The organism is Nisaea sp. (genome assembly GCF_039990255.1).
In the GTDB taxonomy this organism is placed as follows: Bacteria; Pseudomonadota; Alphaproteobacteria; order Thalassobaculales; family Thalassobaculaceae; genus Nisaea.
This window is the reverse complement of sequence record NZ_JBDXGG010000018.1, coordinates 994,369-1,013,678: the sequence shown is the minus strand read 5'-3', so window position 1 is coordinate 1,013,678 and position 19,310 is coordinate 994,369. Positions and strand designations below refer to the sequence as shown.

The following is a 19,310-nucleotide window of genomic DNA, read 5'->3' as shown; positions in this document are numbered from 1 at the left end:
TCCCGGTTTTATTCGACGATCTGTGCGGCCTCGACCACTGCATGAAACAGCACATCGGCGCCTGCGGTCGCCCACTCCTTGCTGATCTCCTCGTCCTCATTGTGGCTGAGGCCGTCGACACAGGGGCACATGATCATGGATGTCGGAGCAACCCGGTTGATCCAGCAGGCATCGTGACCGGCGCCGGAAACGATGTTCCGGTGCGTATAGCCAAGGCTTTCCGCGGCATTGCGAACCGCTGTAACGCAGCCCTCGTCGAAGGTGACCGGGTCGAATCCGCCAGTCTGCTCGATCTCGATACCGAGTCCGATTTCCGCTGCGATCTTCTCCGCGCCAGCCCGCAGCTTGGCATCCATCTGCTCCAGCGACGCCTTGTCCGGATGCCGGAAATCTACGGTGAAAACAGTGCGGCCCGGGATGATGTTCCGGGAATTCGGGTAGAGTTCGAGATGGCCGATGGCACCAACGCCGTTCGGGCCATGCGCAAGGGCGATCTCATTCACCAGTTCGGTGACGCGCGCCATACCAAGCCCGGCATTGATGCGCTTCGGCATCGGTGTGGAGCCGGTGTGGCTTTCCTTACCGGTCAGGGTGATCTGGATCCATTTCAGGCCCTGGCCGTGTGTTACCACGCCGATATCAATATTCTCGTCCTCGAGGATCGGACCTTGCTCGATGTGCAGCTCGAAGAAAGCATGCATCTTGCGCTTACCGACCGGCTCATCGCCCTTGTAGCCGATGCGCTCCAGTTCGTCGCCGAGCCTCAGGCCATCCGCGTCCGTCCGGTCGTAGGCCCAGTCCTGGGCATGAATACCAGCGAAAACACCTGAAGCGACCATCGCGGGCGCGAAACGCGTGCCCTCCTCGTTGGTCCAGTTCACTATTTCGATCGGATGCTTGGTCTTGATGCCGAGGTCGTTCAGCGTGCGGATTACTTCCAGCGCGCCAAGAACGCCAAGAACACCGTCATACTTACCGCCTGTCGGCTGGGTATCCAAATGGCTGCCGAGCATCACCGGGAGTGCGTCCGGGTCCGTGCCATCCCGACGCGCGAACATGTTGCCCATGCTGTCTACGCCCATGGTTAGGCCCTGGTGCTCACACCATTTGGTGAACAGATCGCGACCCTGTTTGTCAGAATCGGTAAGGGTCTGACGGTTGTTGCCACCGCGCACCCCAGGCCCGATCTTCGCCATGTCCATTAGGCTGTCCCACAGCCGCTGCCCGTTGATCCGGATATTGCTGGCCGGTTCAGTCATCCCAAACTCTCCTGTTCGCTCCGTCCCTTCACGAGACGATTTTGATCGGCATCGACTAATTCTCATAACGGGACGAGGACTTGCCGGTACCGACATTTGAGGGCATTTGTGCTCACACCCTTCTGGGGTATAAGCAAAGACATAATTGACCATTTGATCAAGATTAAAGTGTAGGCAATCATGGAGGACGCTTGCCCAGCAAACATGCAGACATTCTGGTATCTCCCCACGTACGCGCTGCCTTGCTGTTTCCTTTCGCCCTCCTCCCTGAAAAAGACTCATAACATGCTGGATTGAACGAATGGCTGTGACTTCTGAGAATGGCGGCCGCACACGAATTCAGCAGGAAAACCGCGAGCGTATTCTAAAAGCCGCGCTCGATATGTTTTCCCGGTCGGGCTATCGCGGCACCACGCTGGACGAGATCGCTGCTGCGGCCGGCATGTCCAAACCGAACATGCTCTACTATTTCCCGACCAAGCAGGAACTGTATCAAACAGTTTTGCAGGAAACCCTGGACGATTGGTTGACTCCGTTCGCCAAACTCGACCCGCAAGGCGATCCAGCCTCCGAACTCGGCGCCTATATTTCCGCCAAACTGGCCCATGCCCGGCTAAACCCCAAAGCCTCCCGCCTGTTCGCCAACGAAATTCTGCAAGGCGCTCCACTGCTTGAAGACACGCTAAAGGGGCCGCTCAAAGATCTGGTTGAAACCAAATCAAACGCTATCCGAACCTGGATAGCGGACGGCAAGATGGCCCCGGTCGACCCGCTGCACCTGATATACATGATCTGGTCCTCGACCCAGCATTACGCCGATTTCGAGACCCAGATGGATGCCCTCGAAGGCACCGAGCCGGGCACCCGTGCCAAACGCTTCGAAGGAGCCGAGAGAACACTGTTCACCGTGCTCTTCAACGGTCTGAAACCGCGTTAACCTGAACAACCCCAACCTCCCTTCACCGTCATCCCGACGCAGGTCGGGATGACGGTGAAGGGTGCATCCCCTACTCAGCCGCGACCCGCATCGGGTTGTTCGGATGGGTCGTCCAGTTGCCGTATTCAGGATTGATCGGCGCTCCGGTGCGCGCATCCACGCCGTCGGTCTGCTGCTCCATCGTGATGCAATTCTCGACCGGACAGACGCTGACACAGAGATTGCAGCCGACGCATTCCGTATCGTTGACTTCGAAATGCCGCTGCCCGTCCTTTTCCGCCCAGATAGCCTGATGGGACGTGTCCTCACAGACGATGTGACAACGGCCGCACTTGATGCAGGAGTCCTGATTGATCTTGGCTTTCACCACGTAATTGAGGTTCAGGTACTGCCAATCAGTAACGTTCGGTACCGCCATGCCGACAAACTGGTCGACGGAGGTGTAGCCCTTCTCGTCCATCCAGTCCGACAGCCCGAGCTTCATCTCCTCGACGATCTTGAACCCGTAGGTCATAGCAGCGGTGCAGACCTGAACAGTACCGGCACCAAGCGCCATGAATTCCGCCGCATCCCGCCAGGTGGTAATACCGCCGATAGCCGAGATCGGCAGACCACTAGTCTCTGGATCGCGAGCGATCTCCGACACCATGCTGAGGGCGATAGGTTTCACCGCCGGGCCACAATAGCCGCCATGTGTGCCCTTGCCGTCAATATGCGGGCTCGGCGCCATGACATCGAGATCGACGCCCATCACCGAATTGATGGTGTTGATCAGCGAGACCGCATCAGCACCGCCGTTTTTTGCGGCACGAGCAGGCTGACGGACATCGGTGATGTTCGGCGTCAGTTTCACGATGACCGGCATGCGAGTGTGCTGCTTGCACCAGCGCGCGACCATCCCGACATATTCCGGCACCTGACCGACAGCCGCCCCCATACCGCGTTCCGACATGCCGTGCGGACAGCCGAAATTAAGCTCGATCCCGTCCGCGCCGGTATCCTCGACCAGCGGCAGAATCTTCTTCCAGGCTTCCTCCTCGCACGGCACCATCAGCGAGACGATGATGGCCCGGTCTGGCCATGCCTTCTTTACCGCCTTGATCTCGCGAAGATTGACCTCCAGTGGCCGGTCGGTGATCAACTCGATATTGTTGAGCCCGATCAGACGGCGGTCGTTGGAATGGATCGCCCCATAGCGCGGGCCGTTGACGTTCACAACATGGGGGTCTTCGCCCAGCGTCTTCCAGACCACACCACCCCAGCCCGCCTTGAAAGCGCGGGTGACGTTGACCTCCCGGTCGGTCGGTGGTGCCGAGGCGAGCCAGAAGGGGTTGGGGGATTTGATACCGAGGAAATTCGTTTGTAGATTTGCCATGATCTCTCTCCCGATCCGGCCTACGCGCCTGTCAGCGCGTTATGGATGGAAAGCGCGGCTTGCTTGCCGTCTTCAACGGCCGCGACGGTGAGATCCTCACCGCCGGCAACCGCATCGCCCCCCGCCCAGATTTTCGGATGACTGGTGAGCCGGTCTGCGCCGGCCTTGATCCGGCCGGCTTCCAGAGCCACCTCGACTGAACTGCTTTGAAGCGGCACCGGCACAAAGGTCTGGCCAATGGCTTTCAGCACCATGTCAGCTTCAAGCGTGAAATGCGCGCCAGTGTCGGTCAGCTTCCCGCCCTCGTCTTTCGTCCGGGCAAAACTGATCGAACCAACCTTTCCGTCCGGTCCGGCATCGATTTTCTCCGGCCGGGCCCAATGACGCAGCACAACGCCCTTTTCCTTGGCGAGAGACTGCTCGTAAGGGCTGGCATTCATTCGGTCCGCCCCGCGGCGGTAAACCAATGTCACCTCGTCTGCGCCGAGCAATTTCGACTGAACCGCCGCATCGATCGCCGTCATCCCGCCGCCGATGACAACAACATTGCTTCCAACCGCGACTTTTTCCATCGCCGTCGCCTGACGCAGGTCCTCAATAAAGTCGACCGCATCGGCCACGCCATCGAGCGCCTCTCCATCAACGCCAAGGCCATTGGTTGCCCCGAGGCCGAGGCCAAGGAAGACAGCATCAAAATCCGCGACCAGACTGTCGAGCGTAACATCCCGGCCCAGGGCCATTCCGTTTTTCAATTCGACGCCGCCAATGGACAGCACAAAGTCGAGCTCTTTCTGGGCGAATTCATCGACCGCCTTGTAAGCGGCAATGCCGTACTCGTTGAGCCCGCCACCCTTCTCCTTCGCTTCGAAGATGGTGACGTCATGCCCCAGCATGGCGAGACGATGTGCACAGGAAAGACCGGCAGGACCGGCGCCGACTACGGCAATGGTCTTGCCGGTCGGGGCTGCGCGCTCAAACGGCTGCGTGCCCTTTTCCATCAGATGATCGGTGGCATAACGCTGCAGCTCACCGATCCGCACCGGCTTCTGTTCTATCTCCCGAACGCAAGCCTGCTCGCACAGGGTTTCCGTCGGGCAAACCCTGGCGCACATGCCCCCCAGGATGTTCTCGCTCAAGATCGTCTTGGCCGACCCGGAGGCATTGTCGGTCAGGATCTGGCGGATGAAGAGCGGGATGTCGATGCCGGTCGGGCAGGCCGTGACACAGGGTGCATCATGGCAGAAATAACAGCGGTCAGCCTCGACAACAGCTTCATGCTTGCTGAGCAACGGGTGGAGATCGGCGAAATTCGACTCGACCTCCGCCGGGGACAATCTGTCCCCTCGGATATCAGACGGCATAGTCTCTCCAGTTCAGAAGCCACGGTGCATTTGCACTCGTTTTTTTACTATTTGATCAAAAATTAGAGACGCCGTCAAACCGAAGACGCAGTTTCTAAGCAAAAAAACGAAATCGGAAAATTCGCTCATTTTGAATAGGGTCAGCATATCTATTCAAGATGAGCCCACTCAGATAGCGGAACGGCGCTGATACCCCATGAAGACCAGTCACCTCGTTCAGTCCGGCAGCGCTTCAATCGCTGCGGAAAGCATCGGCAACGGGCCGCCCATCGTCTTTCTCCATGCAAATGTCGCCGACAGCCGAATGTGGCGCGCGCAGATGGAAAGCATCGGCACAGATCATTTGGCGATTGCCTATGACCGGCGCGGATTTGGGAAAACCGTCACAGGACCTGAGCGGTTTTCTGCCGTATCCGACTTGATGACCGTCATCGACGCCACCTCGGACAGCTCTCCGGCAATCCTCGTTGGCTGCTCCCGTGGCGGACGGGTCGCAATCGACGCCGCCCTGCAGTATCCGGAACGGTTTCGCGCGCTGGCGCTCATAGCACCTTCGATAAGCGGCGCGCCGGAAGTCACCAATCCTTCTGAAATCCGGGACCTGATGCGGCACGCAGCAGAAGTCGAAGAGTCAGGCGATCTTGATAAATTGAATGCTGTTAAGGCGCGTATGTGGCTCGACGGACCGCTTGGCGCCGAGGGCCGGGTCAAGGGCGATGCCCGCCGGTTGTTCCTCGACATGAACGGCACTGCCCTCCGCCTGAAGGCGGATATGGAAGCAGAAATCGAAACTGCGCCTGCCTATCACCTGCTAGGCAATATATCGATGCCAACTCTCGTTATTTCCGGCGACCTCGACTTCCCCTTCATTCAGGAGAGGTCCAGGCATATTGCAAAGACAGTGCACAAGGGTACGCACCATGAAATGCACGGCGCCGCGCACCTGCCAAGCCTTGAGCAGCCGGAAGAGATCACGGAGCTGCTCGCCGATTTCATCTACGCCAACCGGACATAGAAAACGCCGGAGAATATCGTCCGGCGTTTTCATTTACATCAGTATGCACGGGCGCTTCAGCCGCCCGCCATATTAGTAAGCCCAGCTTGCCAGCACGGCGGGCTCAACACGTGCATATGCGCCGCCGTGACCGGATGTTGCGGTCTCCGCCTTGTCCATACAGGTGCCTTCAATCACATCGAGCGCCGGCTGGTAATACCCCTTGAAACGGCGATTTGCCCGCAACCAGGCTTCCAGCAATTTCTCGTCCGCGACCTCGACCGCGTCGACGCCGCAGCGCTGCAGGAACAGGAACTGGTCCTGAATGACGTGTCCGGTGGCCCTGATCTCGCCCTTGAAGCCGAAGCGGTCCCGCAGCAGGCGGGCCTGGGAGAAGGCCCGGCCGTCGTTGAATTTGGGAAACACCAGGATCACAGCGTCGAGATCCGCCAGATCCTCACGGATATCCTCGACATCATCGGCATTTTCCAGCCGGACAGCCCGCCGGTCGAAATTGGCGACCAGCGTCTCGCGTCCCGCCTTCCATTCATCGAGGCTGACAAGCACGGGCGTGTCCCGACCCAGCGTTGCCGAATCCCGATCCGTCAGCGAAACCCAGATATCTTCCTGGATACGGCCATTCTTAATGATTGGCATAGAGAGTCTCCTTGAAGGGGGTAATGCCGACACGGGACACCGTGTCGATGAAGGTCTCGCCTTCGGTGCGGATTTTGCGGAAGGTTCCGATCAGGGTGTCGATGGCATCCACCACCCCTTCAGCCGGGAAGGACGGGCCGAGGATCTTGCCGACGGCGGCATTCTCATCCGCGATCCCACCGATGGTAATCTGGTAGTGCTCGACGCCTTTTTTATCGACGCCGAGGATGCCGATATTGCCGACATGGTGATGCCCGCAGGCATTGATGCAACCGGAGATATTGAGAGTGACCGGACCGATTTCTGATTGCAGCGCCGGATCGGAGAAATGCCGGCTGAGACGCTGAGCGATCGGAATCGCCCGGGCGTTTGCAAGGTTGCAATAGTCGAGCCCCGGGCATGAGATGATGTCCGTAATCAGGCCGATATTTGCGTCGGCCAGGCCATGCTCGCCGAGGGCCTGCCAGAGCACATGCAGGTCCTGCTTGCGGACATAGGGCAGCACGACATTCTGCTCATGCGCGATACGCAGCTCGCCGAGCGAATATTTCTCCGCCAGATCGGCAAGCACTTCCATCTGCTCGGCCGTGGCATCGCCCGGAACGCCGCCCGCAGGCTTCAGAGACACCGTGACAATGGCGTAGCCCGGCTGCTTGTGTGGGAAAAGATTGGTCCGGGTCCAGGCGGAAAAAGCCGGATCGGTGAAGCGCGCGGCATCGTACGGAACAACCGACTCCGCGATGGTCTCGTAGGTCGGCGGCGCGAAATGCTGTTCGATCTCCGCTATCTTCGCGGCGTCCAGCGTCAGTGCGCTATCCTTGATCGCCAGCCACTCCTCTTCAACCATCTCGGCAAATTTCTCGATACCGACGGCGGCGACCAGAATCTTGATCCGGGCCTTGTAAAGATTGTCCCTGCGGCCAATCAGGTTGTAGGTCCGCAGGATCGCCTCAAGGTACGAGAGCAGGTGCTGCTTCGGCAAAAACTCGCGGATTGTCTCACCAACGATGGGGGTACGCCCCTGCCCGCCGCCGACTATCACCTCGAAGCCGACTTCGCCCGCCTCATTACGGCGCATGCGCAGGCCAATATCGTGCAGCTTCACAGCAGCCCGGTCGTTCTCGGAGCCCGTGATAGCGATCTTGAACTTGCGCGGCAGAAAGGTGAATTCCGGATGCAGCGTCGACCATTGCCGCATGATCTCGGCCCAGACACGGGAATCCTCGATCTCATCGGCGGCAACGCCTGCGAACTGATCGGCGGTCACATTACGGATGCAGTTGCCGCTGGTCTGGATGGCATGCATCTCGACGTCGGCGAGCGCGTCCAGAATGTCCGGCACATCGTCCAGCTTGGTCCAGTTGTACTGGATGTTCTGACGGGTGGTGAAATGGCCCCAGTCGCGATCCCAGCGCCGGGCGATATAGCCGAGCTGGCGCATCTGCACGGCGGAAAGCGTGCCATAGGGGATTGCGACCCGGAGCATATAGGCATGAAGCTGCAGATAGAGGCCGTTCATCAGGCGCAGCGGCTTGAACTCGTCCTCGGTCAGCTCACCGGCGATCCGGCGGGCGACCTGATCGCGGAACTCCTCGGTTCTGTCCCGAACGAAGGCGTGATCGAATTCGTTATACTTGTACATCGCGTCAAACCAGTGGGGTTGTTGCGGGAAGGTCGGTGCCGACGGTCGGCCCAGCGGCGCGGATGATTTCGCGCTGGCTCACCGGTGCAATACCGGTGTCGGAAACGGAGACGGCGAACAGATAGGTGCTCACGACTTCCTGCCGGGCAGCCGATGCGGCGGCACGAGCCTCAAGGGCAGCTGTTGCCTCATCTCCGTCGGCGACCTCAGCATCGTCGAGCGCCAATACCCAGTCGTTGTCATCGGCGAGATAAACAACTGCGCCATCGCCCAGACGGTTGGCGGTCATGACCTTGGTCGTCACTTTCATTCTCTTCAGTTCCTATACGGCGAGGCGCCGGCCCTCGGGGGCGACGGTCTCAAAAATTTCACCTTCGGCAAGCGCGGCCACATCACCGAGAACGATCAACGCGGGTGCAGAAACCTGCCGCTCGGCAACCATTCCGGCGAGATCGGCCAGAGTTGTTTTCAGAATGCGTTGGTCCGGCAGGGTGGCCTTTTCGATAACGGCAACTGGCGTCGAAGGGACACGGCCAGCGCCGAGCGCTGTCTCCATGATCCGAGGTGCCGCGCCGAGGCCCATATAGATGACGACGGTACCTTTGGTGTCGGCAAGAACATGGCTGTCGAACTCGGACACTCCGTTCCGGTCATGCCCGGTCAGTATGGTCAGCCTGTTGGCGTGATCACGATGGGTCAGAGGCAGACCGGCGGCGGATGCAGCGCCAAGGGCCGCTGTCACACCAGGTACGATTTCGACGGCGATGCCGCGCTCTTTCAGATAGGCCAGCTCTTCACCCCCACGGCCGAAGATGAATGGGTCCCCGCCCTTCAACCGCACCACGCGGCTACCTGCCTCGGCATGCTCGGCCAGCAGCGCGTTGATATCGTCCTGGCTGTACGAATGCTGCCCTGCCCGCTTGCCGACATCGATCCGGATCGAATCCCGCCGGACATAATCCAGCATGGTCGGGCCTATCAGCGCGTCATGTACGATCACATCCGCATCCTGCATCAGACGCAGCGCCTTCAAGGTCAGTAGATCCGGGTCGCCCGGCCCTCCACCAACAAGGGCAACACTGCCCGATGCGCCGCCGCGCTGATGGGATGAGCCATTCACCAGCCGCAACATGGCTTCCCGCCCGGCAGCTTCTCTTCCGGCAAGCACGTCTTTTGCGACGGCCCCGTCAAAAACATTCTCCCAAAACAGCCGACGCTCACCGCCATCCGAGATGGCGGACATCACTGCACTGCGAAAACTCTGTGCAAACCGGGCCAAAGCGCCGAGCCGAACCGGCAGGGAGCGCTCGATCTGCTCGCGGATGCGGCGCACCATGACCGGTGCCGTGCCCTCACTACCAATGGCAACCACAATCGGATCGCGATCCACAATGCCGGGAATAATGAATGTCGAGAGATCCGGACGGTCGACGACATTAGTCGGGATACCAGTGTCGCGGATCTGCCGCGCCAACCGGTCCACATCCAGGGCCTCCGCATCGCCGACGATAGCCAGCCGGACATTGTTGAGGTCGCGCGCCTCGAACCCGCGCCGATGCAGTTCAATGCGTCCGGCAGCGGCTTCCGCCTCGATCTCTGGATAAGGGTCCGCCGACACGACGCGAACCACCGCTTCGGTTTTCAGCAACAGGCGCAGCTTGCGAGCCGCATCTTCATTGCCCCCAACCAGAAGCACATGCTGCTCGGCGAGATCGGCGAATATCGGAAAATACTTCATAAGTGACTGTCCGCTTGGAGAAACCTGATCTGAAAATCGGCCGCGTCCCCGTCTCCAGGATCGGAGAACTATTGAACTCTCAACACTCCTGAAATATCATTATTTTTTCCACATGGACAATATGAGCCCGCTAAAAAGAAAATATTGTTCTCATGACTAGCAAGACGAGAACGCAACGGTCACAAAACAGGAAGTTTGAGAATGGATGACATGGACCGGAAGATCCTGCGGCTTCTGCAGGAAGACAGCAGCATCTCCGTCTCGGATATCGCCCGTCATGTCGGGCTTTCCGCGTCGCCGTGCTGGAAGCGTATCAATCGTATGCAGGCAGAAGGATTGATCAAACGGCAGGTTGCCGTGCTGGATGCGGATAAGCTCGGATACGGCCTTACCGTGTTCGTCAGCATCAAGACCGGGGAACATTCGGGCGACTGGCTGAAATCCTTCGCCGAGACCGTCCAGGGCATGCCGGAAGTTCTCGAATTTCACCGTATGGCCGGTGAAGTGGATTACATGCTGAAAGTCGTCGTGCCCGACATGAAAAGTTTCGATTTATTCTACAAGAAACTGGTGGAACTCACGGCACTGAGCGAGGTCACTTCACGCTTCTCTATGGAAACCATCAAAGAGACGACGGCATTGCCTGTGTGAGGCGCGCCCTGATTCGACCATATTTCGAGATGTAGAATCGGGAAATTGATATTTTCTAACCCTAGGGAGGGGCCATTGAGCAAATTTATACCGCATTGCGGCAATCGACGTGAAGAATGGTTGCCAAATTAGGATTTCGAACGCACTAATTTCCGCGAGCTGTGAATAGGCACTTGTATGGTGTGTAGTCTATGGCTTCACTCTGCGATCCAATTCGCACCGTTGAACGAAACAAAGTATCTAGGGAGCTTCATCATGAAACGTCGCGATTTTATCACTAAGGCAGGGCTTGCGAGCGTTGGCGGCGCAACAGCCGTTGCCGCAGCGTCCTCCTTCCCGAAACCGGCCCTCGCCCAAGAGCGCATCGAGATGGTGATCGTCTCTACCTGGGGCCGCGATTTCCCGGGCCTTGGCACCAATGCCCAGCTAATGGCAAAGCGCCTCGGCGATGTCTCCGACGGCCGCATCCAGGTTGAATACTTCGCCGCCGGCGAACGCGTTGGCGCGTTCGACTCGTTCGACGAAGTTGCTTCCGGTAACGCGCAGGCCTATCACGCCGCCGATTATTACTGGAAAGGCAAGCATCCGGCTTGGGCATATTTCACGTCCGTGCCGTTCGGCCTTACCGCCAGCGAAATGGGCGCCTGGATCCACCACATGGGCGGACAGGAACTCTGGGACGAACTGGCAGGTGAATACGGCCTCAAGTGCCTTCCGGCCGGTAACACCGGTGTGCAGATGGGCGGTTGGTTCAACAAAGAAATCAACAGCGCCGATGACCTCAAGGGTCTGAAGATGCGTATCCCGGGCCTGGGCGGCGACGTCATGGCCAAGCTTGGCGCTTCTCCGGTTTCCCTGCCGGGCGGCCAGATCTATGAAAACCTTGTTTCCGGCGCCATCGAGGCAACGGAATGGGTCGGCCCGTGGAACGATTATGCGATGAAGTTCTACGAAGCCACCAAGTACTATTACTTCCCGGGCATGCATGAGCCGGGCGGGTACGACTCCCTCGGCATGAACGCCTCCTGGTGGGGTACCTTGAGCAAAGCCGACCAGGCTCTCATCACCGCCGTTGCCCATCAGACCAACGACTGGATGATGGCCGAGTACAACGCCAAGAACGGTGAATACCTCCGTAAACTGGTCGACGAGCAGGGTGTTGTCGTCAAGGAATTCAACGACGACGTCTATGACGCGTTCGGTGGAGCTGCGCAGGAAGTGTTCGAAGAAACGAAAGCGCACAGCGATCTCGCGCTTCGCGTTCACGAGAGCTTCGAGAAGGCCCGCAGCGCGGCCGGCGGCTGGCTGAAGCTTGCCGACATCGGTTATTCCGAGAAGCGCAACCGGGTGCTTGGCCTCTAAAATCAGCGTTTTCCTAACGCGTGCCGAGGCGGGGTTTTTAAACCTCGCCTCGGTCATATAAGAGATTTCAAGAAATGTCCGACTCAACCAACGTCACCGGGTTTGCCCCTGTCGGCGCGAGCTATCAGACGCCCGTCTCCGCTTTTACCCGCATATTCTGCTGGGCGAGCGTAGCCCTCACGCTGATGTTCATCGTCAACAATTACCTGATCTTCTGGCGGGATTGGCCTGGTTTCCTAACGCTCGTCGATCATCTGGCGATCTTTGGGCCGAGCAGCTTGAAGAAACCGCTGGACGGAAGCGCACAACTTCTCGGCTGGCTCCAGGCGGTGAGCTATTTTGCCTGCATCGCCGGCGCTGCTCTGTATACCAAGCGCACACCCGACAGGCCCTTGCGCCAAGATTCGGAGCTCATGGTGGACATTGCGGCCTACATCGTACGCGCCGCTTTCTGGGCCGTGATCTTTGTTGGTCTGGCCGACATGATTATTTCCTTCCTTCGGGTTGAAGGCCTCCTTCCGGCTGTACTCGGCGACGAGCTGGCAACCGCACTGGGACGTTCGCAGTTTCGCGGCTCCTATGTTCATATTCCGCTGGTTCTGGTTGGCGCACTGGTGGCCTGCTTTACCCGCTCGCTCGGTTTCACCTGGCTCGCTCTGCTCGTTGTGGGTGCAGAGCTTGGGATCGTGCTCAGCCGCTTCATTTTCTCCTATGAGCAGGCGTTTCAGGGAGACCTCGTGCGCTTCTGGTATGGCGCCCTCTTCCTGTTTGCCAGTGCCTATACGCTCTATGAAGACGGCCATGTCCGCGTAGATGTTTTCTACGCCGCGCTGACATCCCGCATCAGAGGGTTGATTAACATCTGGGGTTCGCTTCTGCTCGGCATGTCTCTTTGTGTCACCGTGATGACCATCGGCATGTGGAGCAAGTCGGCGATCATCAACAGTCCGATGCTGAGCTTCGAAGTTTCCCAGTCCGGCTTTGGCATGTATGTCAAATACCTGATGGCAAGCTTCCTTGGAATCTTCGCAGTCACCATGATGATCCAGTTTGCCAGCTATATCCTGGAAAGCCTTGCCGACTATCGAGACGAACCCGGCCGACGTGAAATCGGCGGGTCCTCCGCACATTAAGACCTGAAGAGCGAACCAGACCGATGGAACTCGTATTCCTCCTCCTCCTTGTCGTGCTCATGGCCGGCGCGCTTGCATCCGGCTTCCCGGTTGCATTCGCGCTTCCGGGCTCTGCAATCATCACCATCGGTCTTGCGGCCGTCACCGGCGAGTTATTCGCCGGTGACGCCTCGGCCTATTTCGCGCAAGGCGGGCCCGTCAACTGGCTGACGGCCGGTGTTACGAACTTCAGGGGGGTCTACTGGGAAGTAGAGCGAGACACGCTGATAGCGATTCCCCTTTTCGTCTTCATGGGCATCATGCTGCAGCGCTCGAAGATCGCGGAAGATCTTCTGGTTGCGATGGCGCAGCTGTTCGGCCCTATCCGTGGCGGTCTCGGCATCTCCGTCGTTTTCGTTGGCGCACTGCTGGCCGCGACGACAGGTATTGTCGGCGCGACCGTGGTTGCAATGGGACTGATTTCCCTGCCGGCCATGCTGCGGAATAATTACTCACACTCACTTGCGACCGGGACGATCGCCGCATCCGGAACGCTCGGACAGATCATCCCTCCCTCCATCGTTCTGATTATCCTCGCCGATCAGCTATCGAGCGCGGTAGATCAGGCAGGAATGGCCCGGAAGGCTTACTTCAAGGAAACCACCGGCGAATTCTCCATGCCGAGTTCCTTCGGTGTCGGATCTACCAGCGCCGGCGACATGTTCATGGGCGCTTTGTTGCCCGGTCTCGTTCTTGTCGGCCTCTATATGGCCTACATCCTGATCGTCGCGTTTCTGAAACCGAAGATCGCCCCTTCAGTACCGTTCGAAGGCCAGTATGATCGGAAATTTGCCGCCCGCGTACTGCTCGCGCTGATTCCACCGCTGACTTTGATCTTCGTCGTTCTCGGGTCGATCATCACCGGTATCGCAACCGTCAACCAGGCTGGCGCGATCGGCGCAGTCGGTGCGATGGTCATGGCCGGTTACCGGCTCTACGACGGCCGCAGAGGTGCCTTCTATCCAGCCATCCTGGCAATGGTGTCCCTCATCGTTATTCTGGTGCTGAACAGCGTTCATCCGATCAATATCCGGAACGTTCAGACTTCGGCCGACACAATTGCGGTCGTGATCGCTGTTGCCGCAGTCGTCATGTTCCTTGCCGGCATCATCTGGAGCGGTGTCCGCGCGTACTACATTGAAGATACCCTGCGCGGCGTCATGGTCGAGACGGCCAAGACCTCCGCCCTGGTCTTCATCATCCTGCTCGGCGCAGCAATGCTGACGGCGGCCTTCCGGGCCTTCGGCGGCGAGGAACTGGTACGTGAATTCCTGACCGGCCTGCCAGGCGGGTTCTGGGCCCAGTTCATCATTGTCATGGCCGTGATCTTCATTCTCGGGTTTTTCCTCGACTTCATCGAAATCGCCGTGGTCGTGGTTCCGATCGTCGCACCGATCCTGTTGGCAGATCCCTCCGCCAACATCACGGCTGTCTGGCTCGGCGTCATGATCGGCATGAACATCCAGACCTCGTTCCTGACACCGCCTTTCGGATTTGCGCTGTTCTATCTGCGCGGCGTCGCGCCAGCCGCTGTCAAGACCCTGTCGATGTATAAGGGCGTGATCCCGTTCATCTGCCTGCAGCTTTTCGCCCTCTTCATTGTCGGCATTGCGCCGCAACTGGTGAATTATCTGCCGAACAGAATGTCCCTCACCTCGGAGAGCTCACCGCCGCCTAAAAACCCGCGGTTGCAGGCCTGTGTCGAGGATTATGTATTCGCGACTTTCGCAGAAACAGGAGAAGCAATTCAGGCCTCTATCTCCGATGCGAAGAGCTGGGACCTTTCCGCCTTGCCTAAATCGGTGCAGAAGGATCTCGATAAGAGTTTCGCTTCAGCGGAAAAAGCGTTCCCCGCGCTTGACGAGGCATTTGCAGCAACAGCCGCTATTGAGGCTGCTGCAGTAGAGTATCGCCCGTTGCATGTATCCGTCCGCTCTATACAGCGGGATATCGGCAAGCATGTTGATGAAATCGAAAGTCTCGAGCAGCTCATCAGCAGCCTGAATCGGCAAAAAGATGCGAAGCCAGGCCAGATCGAGAAAGCAACGGCGAAGATCGAACGTCTGACTGCCGAAAAGACCGAACTGGAGAGTCAAATCCCCGCAAACTGGGAAGCTGATCATAAGGCCTTCAGCAAAATCCTAGCCGCAGAGAAGAAGGCACGCCTGATGTATCGGAGAACCGCAGATTCGGCATACGAGCCGATCCAGGTCCTTCGAGCAACCATCCAGGACGCAGATGCACTGGCTGCCTTGTCAAATGACATTGATGCACTGGCAAAAGCGGTGACTGACCTCGAGCCCAAGCAAGCCGAACAGGCGATCAAGGATGTCGAGTCCAAGATCGGCCGGATCGTCGAAGCGGGGTCCATCCGGTCGGCGGTCAGCAAGGTTCGCCGTGCAATCAAGGGCAAGACTCCTGACCCCGAGAAGGCATTGGGCGAATTGCAAAAGGCCAAAGCGCTTTTCGACGAAGAAGTTGCCTGGCGTCAGGCGGCGGTAAAATCGATCGGAACAAAGCTGGGCGAGTATGACGTTGCTATACGCAATACAATTGGCCTGCGTTTGCAAGACCGTCTCCCGCGCGACGCCGCCCTAGATGTCGCTGCGTGCCAGTCCAATCACGTAGACATCTCACTTCACTTCTAATTCGGCCCAGCAAGGGTTCGAACGAAAAGCCGGGGAACGTTAAGTTCCCCGGCTTTTTCTATACCGCGCGTCTCACCGCACGGCAGTCAAACGTTCAAACGCACATAATCCGTTATCGAACCGTCATAAAACGAACAGTATTTCCGCAACAAAACGTCTCTAGCTTTCGCCTCGCATTCATTTGAACACACATGCGAAAGCGATTCAGTGGCTCCCAACCTCTCCTCGAACGCTTCCAAGCGCCGGGCCGAAATCACCGAACTGGTGCGGGTCGCCGGTTACCAGTCGATCATCGATCTCGCTGACCGGTTTGCAGTTACCGAACAAACCATTCGCCGGGATGTGAACCAGCTTTGTGACAGTGGCCTGCTGCGCCGACGTCATGGCGGGGTCGAACTCCCCTCACCGAACACGAACATCGACTTCGACCAACGCATGATCCTGAACGCCAATGCCAAGGCGAGAATTGCCAGCGCCGTAGCGGCTCGCATCCCGGATGGAGCGTCAATAGCCGTAAGCATTGGCACTACGCCGGAGATGGTCGTTCGCGCCCTGCGCGCCCATACCGGCCTGCGGATCGTCACTAACAATATCGCCGCAGCACTCACGGCGAGCGCCAACCCGACCTTTGAAGTCACCATCGCGGGTGGACGCATCCGCTCCGAGGGACGCGATGTGCTTGGCCGGCAGGTCGAACAGTTCTTCTCCGCCTACAAAGTAGATTTCGGCCTCTTCGGTGTTGGTGGCGTGGATGCGGACGGTAGCCTGCTGGACTTCACCGAGGATGAAATCCGGGCGCGCGAGACCATCAGCCAGAATTGCCGGACCAAGATCGTGGTCCTCGACCACACGAAATTCGGGCGCGCGGCCTATGTCCGCGGAGGTCACATCTCCGATCCAGATCTGGTGTTCTGCGATGGTGAGCCACCGGCGGACGTCGGCGCGATGATCAGCGACGCCGGTCACGAGCTGATTACAGTAGGGAACGACAGCTCCGCCCTTGTTCTTCTGCCCGAATTTGCGGAAGTCAGAGTATGACCGGGATCTCCGTTACGGGGCTGACAAAGCACTGGGATACGGCAACAGCCGTGGATGATGTTTCGTTCGAGGTCGAACCCGGGTCGTTCGCCGTCCTGCTCGGTCCATCCGGGTGCGGCAAATCCACCATTCTAAGACTGCTCTCGGGCCTGGAGTCCGCCAGCGCCGGAACCATCACCATCGGCGGCAAGGATGTGACCGACCTTCCCCCGGCAGAACGTGATCTGTCGATGGTCTTCCAATCCTACGCCCTGTTCCCGCATCTGACCGTCGCCGAGAACATCCTTTTCGGACTCAAGGTCCGCAAGATCGCCAAGAACGACCAGCGAAAACGGCTCGCACGTGTGGCGGAGCTGATCGGCCTCTCGGCGTTGCTCGATCGGCGCCCAAATCAGCTTTCCGGAGGTCAACAGCAGCGTGTCGCACTCGGGCGGGCGATCATCGCCGAGAAACCAATCTGCCTGATGGACGAGCCGCTCTCGAACCTGGACGCCAAGCTACGGCACGAGATGCGAGTGGAAATCCGAGCCCTTCAGCGCAAGCTCGGCATCACCATGGTCTATGTCACCCACGATCAGGCCGAGGCCATGGGGATGGCCGACCGCATCATCCTGCTGAAGGACGGCCGGATCGAGCAGAATGCCACACCGGCGGAAACGTATCGGAAACCAGCCACGAGCTTTGCCGGACGCTTTATCGGCACGCCGCCAATGAATGTTCTGGCGCTTGAATGGAGTGGAAACGATGCGCGTTTTACCGGGCAAGATGCTGAAAGCACCGCTCCCGTTTTCTCTGGGAAGCCGGATATGCCCGTCTCCATCGGAATACGGCCGGAGGAAATCTGCTTCAGTGCCGGAAGCCCATGCCGGGCCATGGTTGAAGCCGTCGAGTATCTCGGCGCCGACACGCTGGTCGACTGCCGCATCGGCAGCGAGCGCCTGACAGTCCGCACCCGGAATGCCGACACCCTCACAACAGGCAGCGAGGTCGGCCTCTCGTGGCCGCGCGACTCCATCCATCTTTTCGAAACCGTCTCTGGTAAGCGGCGGGACGATCTTCTGATCGGCACAGACGCATAGCGCGAGCACCGACCAGGAATTGGCGCCCACCCCATAGGGCGCCGGAGCATGCCGGGCGGGTTTCGCCTGGAAATCAGTTTCAGACAAGAGGACTTAAAAACGATGCACTTCACGAAAAAACTTGGGATCGGCGCCGTCGCGGCTGCGATGTCGCTCTCCCTCGCCGGCACGGCCCAAGCCGTGGACCTGCAGTTCTTCTTCCCGGTCGCCGTTGGTGGCAAGGCAGCGGACACGATTGAAGCACTGACAAACGAATATGCCGCTGCTCATCCGGACGTGAAAATCGACGCCGTCTATGCTGGCAGCTACCAGAACACTGTCACCAAGGCACTGACCGCAGCACGCGGCGGCCAGCCTCCGCAGCTCTCCGTGATCCTCTCGGTAGACATGTTCACCCTGATCGAGGAAGAAGCCATTGTCGCCTTCGACGATCTGATCAAGAGTGACGAAGACAAGGCATGGCTGCAAGCCTTCTACCCGGCGTTCATGGAAAACAGCCAGACCGGCGGTAAGACCTACGGTATCCCGTTCCAGCGCTCCACTCCGGTGATGTACTGGAATAAGGAAGCCTTCAAGAAAGCAGGCCTCGACCCGAACACCCCGCCGGCAACTTGGAAAGAGCTGCTCGAATTCAGCAAGAAGCTGACAGTCAAGGACGCCTCCGGAAACGTCACCCAGTGGGGCGTGCGCATTCCGAGTTCCGGCTTCCCCTACTGGCTGTTCCAGGGCCTGACCACCGAGAATGACGTCATCCTCGCGAACAGCGACGGCAACAAGACCAACTTCGCCGATGCGAAAGTGGTCGAAGCCCTGCAGTATCTCGTCGATCTCAGCGCCAAGCACAAAGTCATGGCGCCGGGCATTATCGAGTGGGGCGCTACGCCGAAAGCCTTTTTCGAAGGTGAGTCCGCGATCATGTGGACCTCGACTGGCAACCTGACAAACGTCCGCAACAATGCACCATTCGATTTCGGTGTTGCCATGCTCCCGGCCAACAAGCGCCGCGGTGCGCCGACCGGTGGCGGCAACTTCTACATCTTCAAGGACTCCACGGACGAACAGAAAGCGGCATCCCTCGATTTCATCAAGTGGATCACCGCGCCGAAACAGGCCGCCAGATGGTCCATCGCAACCGGCTATGTTGCACCGCGCCCCGATGCATGGGAAACCGCCGAAATGAAGGCTTATGTCGCTGATTTCCCGCCTGCACTGGTCGCCCGCAACCAGCTTGAATATGCGGTTGCAGAACTCTCGACCTACCAGAACCAGCGCATCACCCGCATCTTAAATGACGGTCTCGAAGCCGCCATTACCGGCAAGTCCTCGCCGGAAGAAGCAATGAAAAATGCGCAGCAGAAGGCGGAAAAGATCCTCAAGGACTACCGCTAAAACTCCGG

Annotated in this window: 16 protein-coding genes; 9 read left to right on the top strand and 7 right to left on the bottom strand. The window is 58.7% G+C overall.

Annotation, left to right across the window (positions count from 1 at the left end; translation table 11 throughout):
* Window positions 1–8: 8 nt before the first annotated feature.
* Complete coding sequence (locus tag ABJ076_RS15010) at window positions 9–1,259, bottom strand: Zn-dependent hydrolase (RefSeq protein ID WP_348184741.1); 1,251 nt, start codon at window positions 1,257–1,259, stop codon at window positions 9–11.
* 301 nt (window positions 1,260–1,560) lie between these two features.
* Here ABJ076_RS15010 and ABJ076_RS15005 point away from each other — a divergent pair, with 301 nt between their 5' ends.
* Window positions 1,561–2,196 carry a TetR family transcriptional regulator C-terminal domain-containing protein gene (locus ABJ076_RS15005; RefSeq protein WP_348184739.1) on the top strand — a complete coding sequence of 212 codons (636 nt, stop codon included), beginning with the start codon at window positions 1,561–1,563 and terminating at the stop codon, window positions 2,194–2,196.
* 70 nt (window positions 2,197–2,266) lie between these two features.
* On the opposite strand, the gene preA is transcribed toward ABJ076_RS15005, so the two are convergent.
* Window positions 2,267–3,571 (bottom strand): NAD-dependent dihydropyrimidine dehydrogenase subunit PreA, encoded by a 1,305-nt coding sequence (gene preA, locus ABJ076_RS15000; protein WP_348184737.1) that lies wholly within the window; start codon window positions 3,569–3,571, stop codon window positions 2,267–2,269.
* Between the two features lie 20 nt (window positions 3,572–3,591).
* Window positions 3,592–4,932 carry an NAD(P)-dependent oxidoreductase gene (locus tag ABJ076_RS14995; protein ID WP_348184735.1) on the bottom strand — a complete coding sequence of 447 codons (1,341 nt, stop codon included), beginning with the start codon at window positions 4,930–4,932 and terminating at the stop codon, window positions 3,592–3,594.
* 196 nt (window positions 4,933–5,128) lie between these two features.
* On the opposite strand from ABJ076_RS14995, the gene ABJ076_RS14990 reads away from it, so the two are divergent.
* A complete protein-coding gene (locus ABJ076_RS14990; protein WP_348184733.1) occupies window positions 5,129–5,947 on the top strand; it encodes an alpha/beta hydrolase in 819 nt (272 codons plus the stop codon).
* Window positions 5,948–6,019: 72 nt separating this feature from the next.
* Here the strand turns inward: ABJ076_RS14990 and ABJ076_RS14985 are convergent, their stop codons facing one another.
* Genes ABJ076_RS14985 through cysG form a run of 4 tightly spaced genes read right to left on the bottom strand, consistent with a single transcriptional unit; the run spans window position 6,020 to window position 9,963 of the window.
* On the bottom strand, window positions 6,020–6,583 hold the full coding sequence (locus ABJ076_RS14985; RefSeq protein WP_348184731.1) for a DUF934 domain-containing protein: 564 nt from the start codon (window positions 6,581–6,583) through the stop codon (window positions 6,020–6,022).
* A complete protein-coding gene (locus tag ABJ076_RS14980) occupies window positions 6,570–8,225 on the bottom strand; it encodes a nitrite/sulfite reductase (RefSeq protein ID WP_348184729.1) in 1,656 nt (551 codons plus the stop codon). The genes ABJ076_RS14985 and ABJ076_RS14980 overlap by 14 nt, the downstream gene beginning before the upstream one ends.
* Before the next feature lie 4 nt (window positions 8,226–8,229).
* Window positions 8,230–8,535 (bottom strand): DUF2849 domain-containing protein, encoded by a 306-nt coding sequence (locus ABJ076_RS14975; RefSeq protein WP_348184727.1) that lies wholly within the window; start codon window positions 8,533–8,535, stop codon window positions 8,230–8,232.
* A gap of 12 nt (window positions 8,536–8,547) precedes the next feature.
* The gene (cysG, locus tag ABJ076_RS14970; RefSeq protein ID WP_348184725.1) at window positions 8,548–9,963 is read right to left on the bottom strand and encodes a siroheme synthase CysG; all 1,416 of its coding nucleotides are present in this window, start codon (window positions 9,961–9,963) and stop codon (window positions 8,548–8,550) included.
* Window positions 9,964–10,164: 201 nt separating this feature from the next.
* Here cysG and ABJ076_RS14965 point away from each other — a divergent pair, with 201 nt between their 5' ends.
* From ABJ076_RS14965 to ABJ076_RS14935, 7 genes are all read left to right on the top strand, one after another.
* A complete protein-coding gene (locus ABJ076_RS14965; protein WP_348184723.1) occupies window positions 10,165–10,614 on the top strand; it encodes an Lrp/AsnC family transcriptional regulator in 450 nt (149 codons plus the stop codon).
* 255 nt (window positions 10,615–10,869) lie between these two features.
* Window positions 10,870–11,976, top strand: coding sequence for a TRAP transporter substrate-binding protein (locus ABJ076_RS14960; RefSeq protein WP_348184721.1), 1,107 nt, complete (start codon window positions 10,870–10,872; stop codon window positions 11,974–11,976).
* 74 nt (window positions 11,977–12,050) lie between these two features.
* Entirely contained in the window at window positions 12,051–13,109 is a 1,059-nt protein-coding gene (locus ABJ076_RS14955) for a TRAP transporter small permease subunit (protein ID WP_348184719.1), read from the top strand.
* 23 nt (window positions 13,110–13,132) lie between these two features.
* Window positions 13,133–15,796, top strand: a complete 2,664-nt coding sequence (locus ABJ076_RS14950) for a TRAP transporter large permease subunit (protein ID WP_348198963.1) — start codon at window positions 13,133–13,135, stop codon at window positions 15,794–15,796.
* A 207-nt stretch (window positions 15,797–16,003) separates the two neighbouring features.
* Window positions 16,004–16,834: a DeoR/GlpR family DNA-binding transcription regulator gene (locus ABJ076_RS14945; protein WP_348184715.1), complete on the top strand. Its 831-nt coding sequence runs from the start codon at window positions 16,004–16,006 to the stop codon at window positions 16,832–16,834.
* Window positions 16,831–17,913 carry an ABC transporter ATP-binding protein gene (locus tag ABJ076_RS14940; RefSeq protein WP_348184713.1) on the top strand — a complete coding sequence of 361 codons (1,083 nt, stop codon included), beginning with the start codon at window positions 16,831–16,833 and terminating at the stop codon, window positions 17,911–17,913. The genes ABJ076_RS14945 and ABJ076_RS14940 overlap by 4 nt, the downstream gene beginning before the upstream one ends.
* A 102-nt stretch (window positions 17,914–18,015) precedes the next feature.
* Window positions 18,016–19,302, top strand: a complete 1,287-nt coding sequence (locus tag ABJ076_RS14935; protein ID WP_348184711.1) for an ABC transporter substrate-binding protein — start codon at window positions 18,016–18,018, stop codon at window positions 19,300–19,302.
* Window positions 19,303–19,310: the final 8 nt, after the last annotated feature.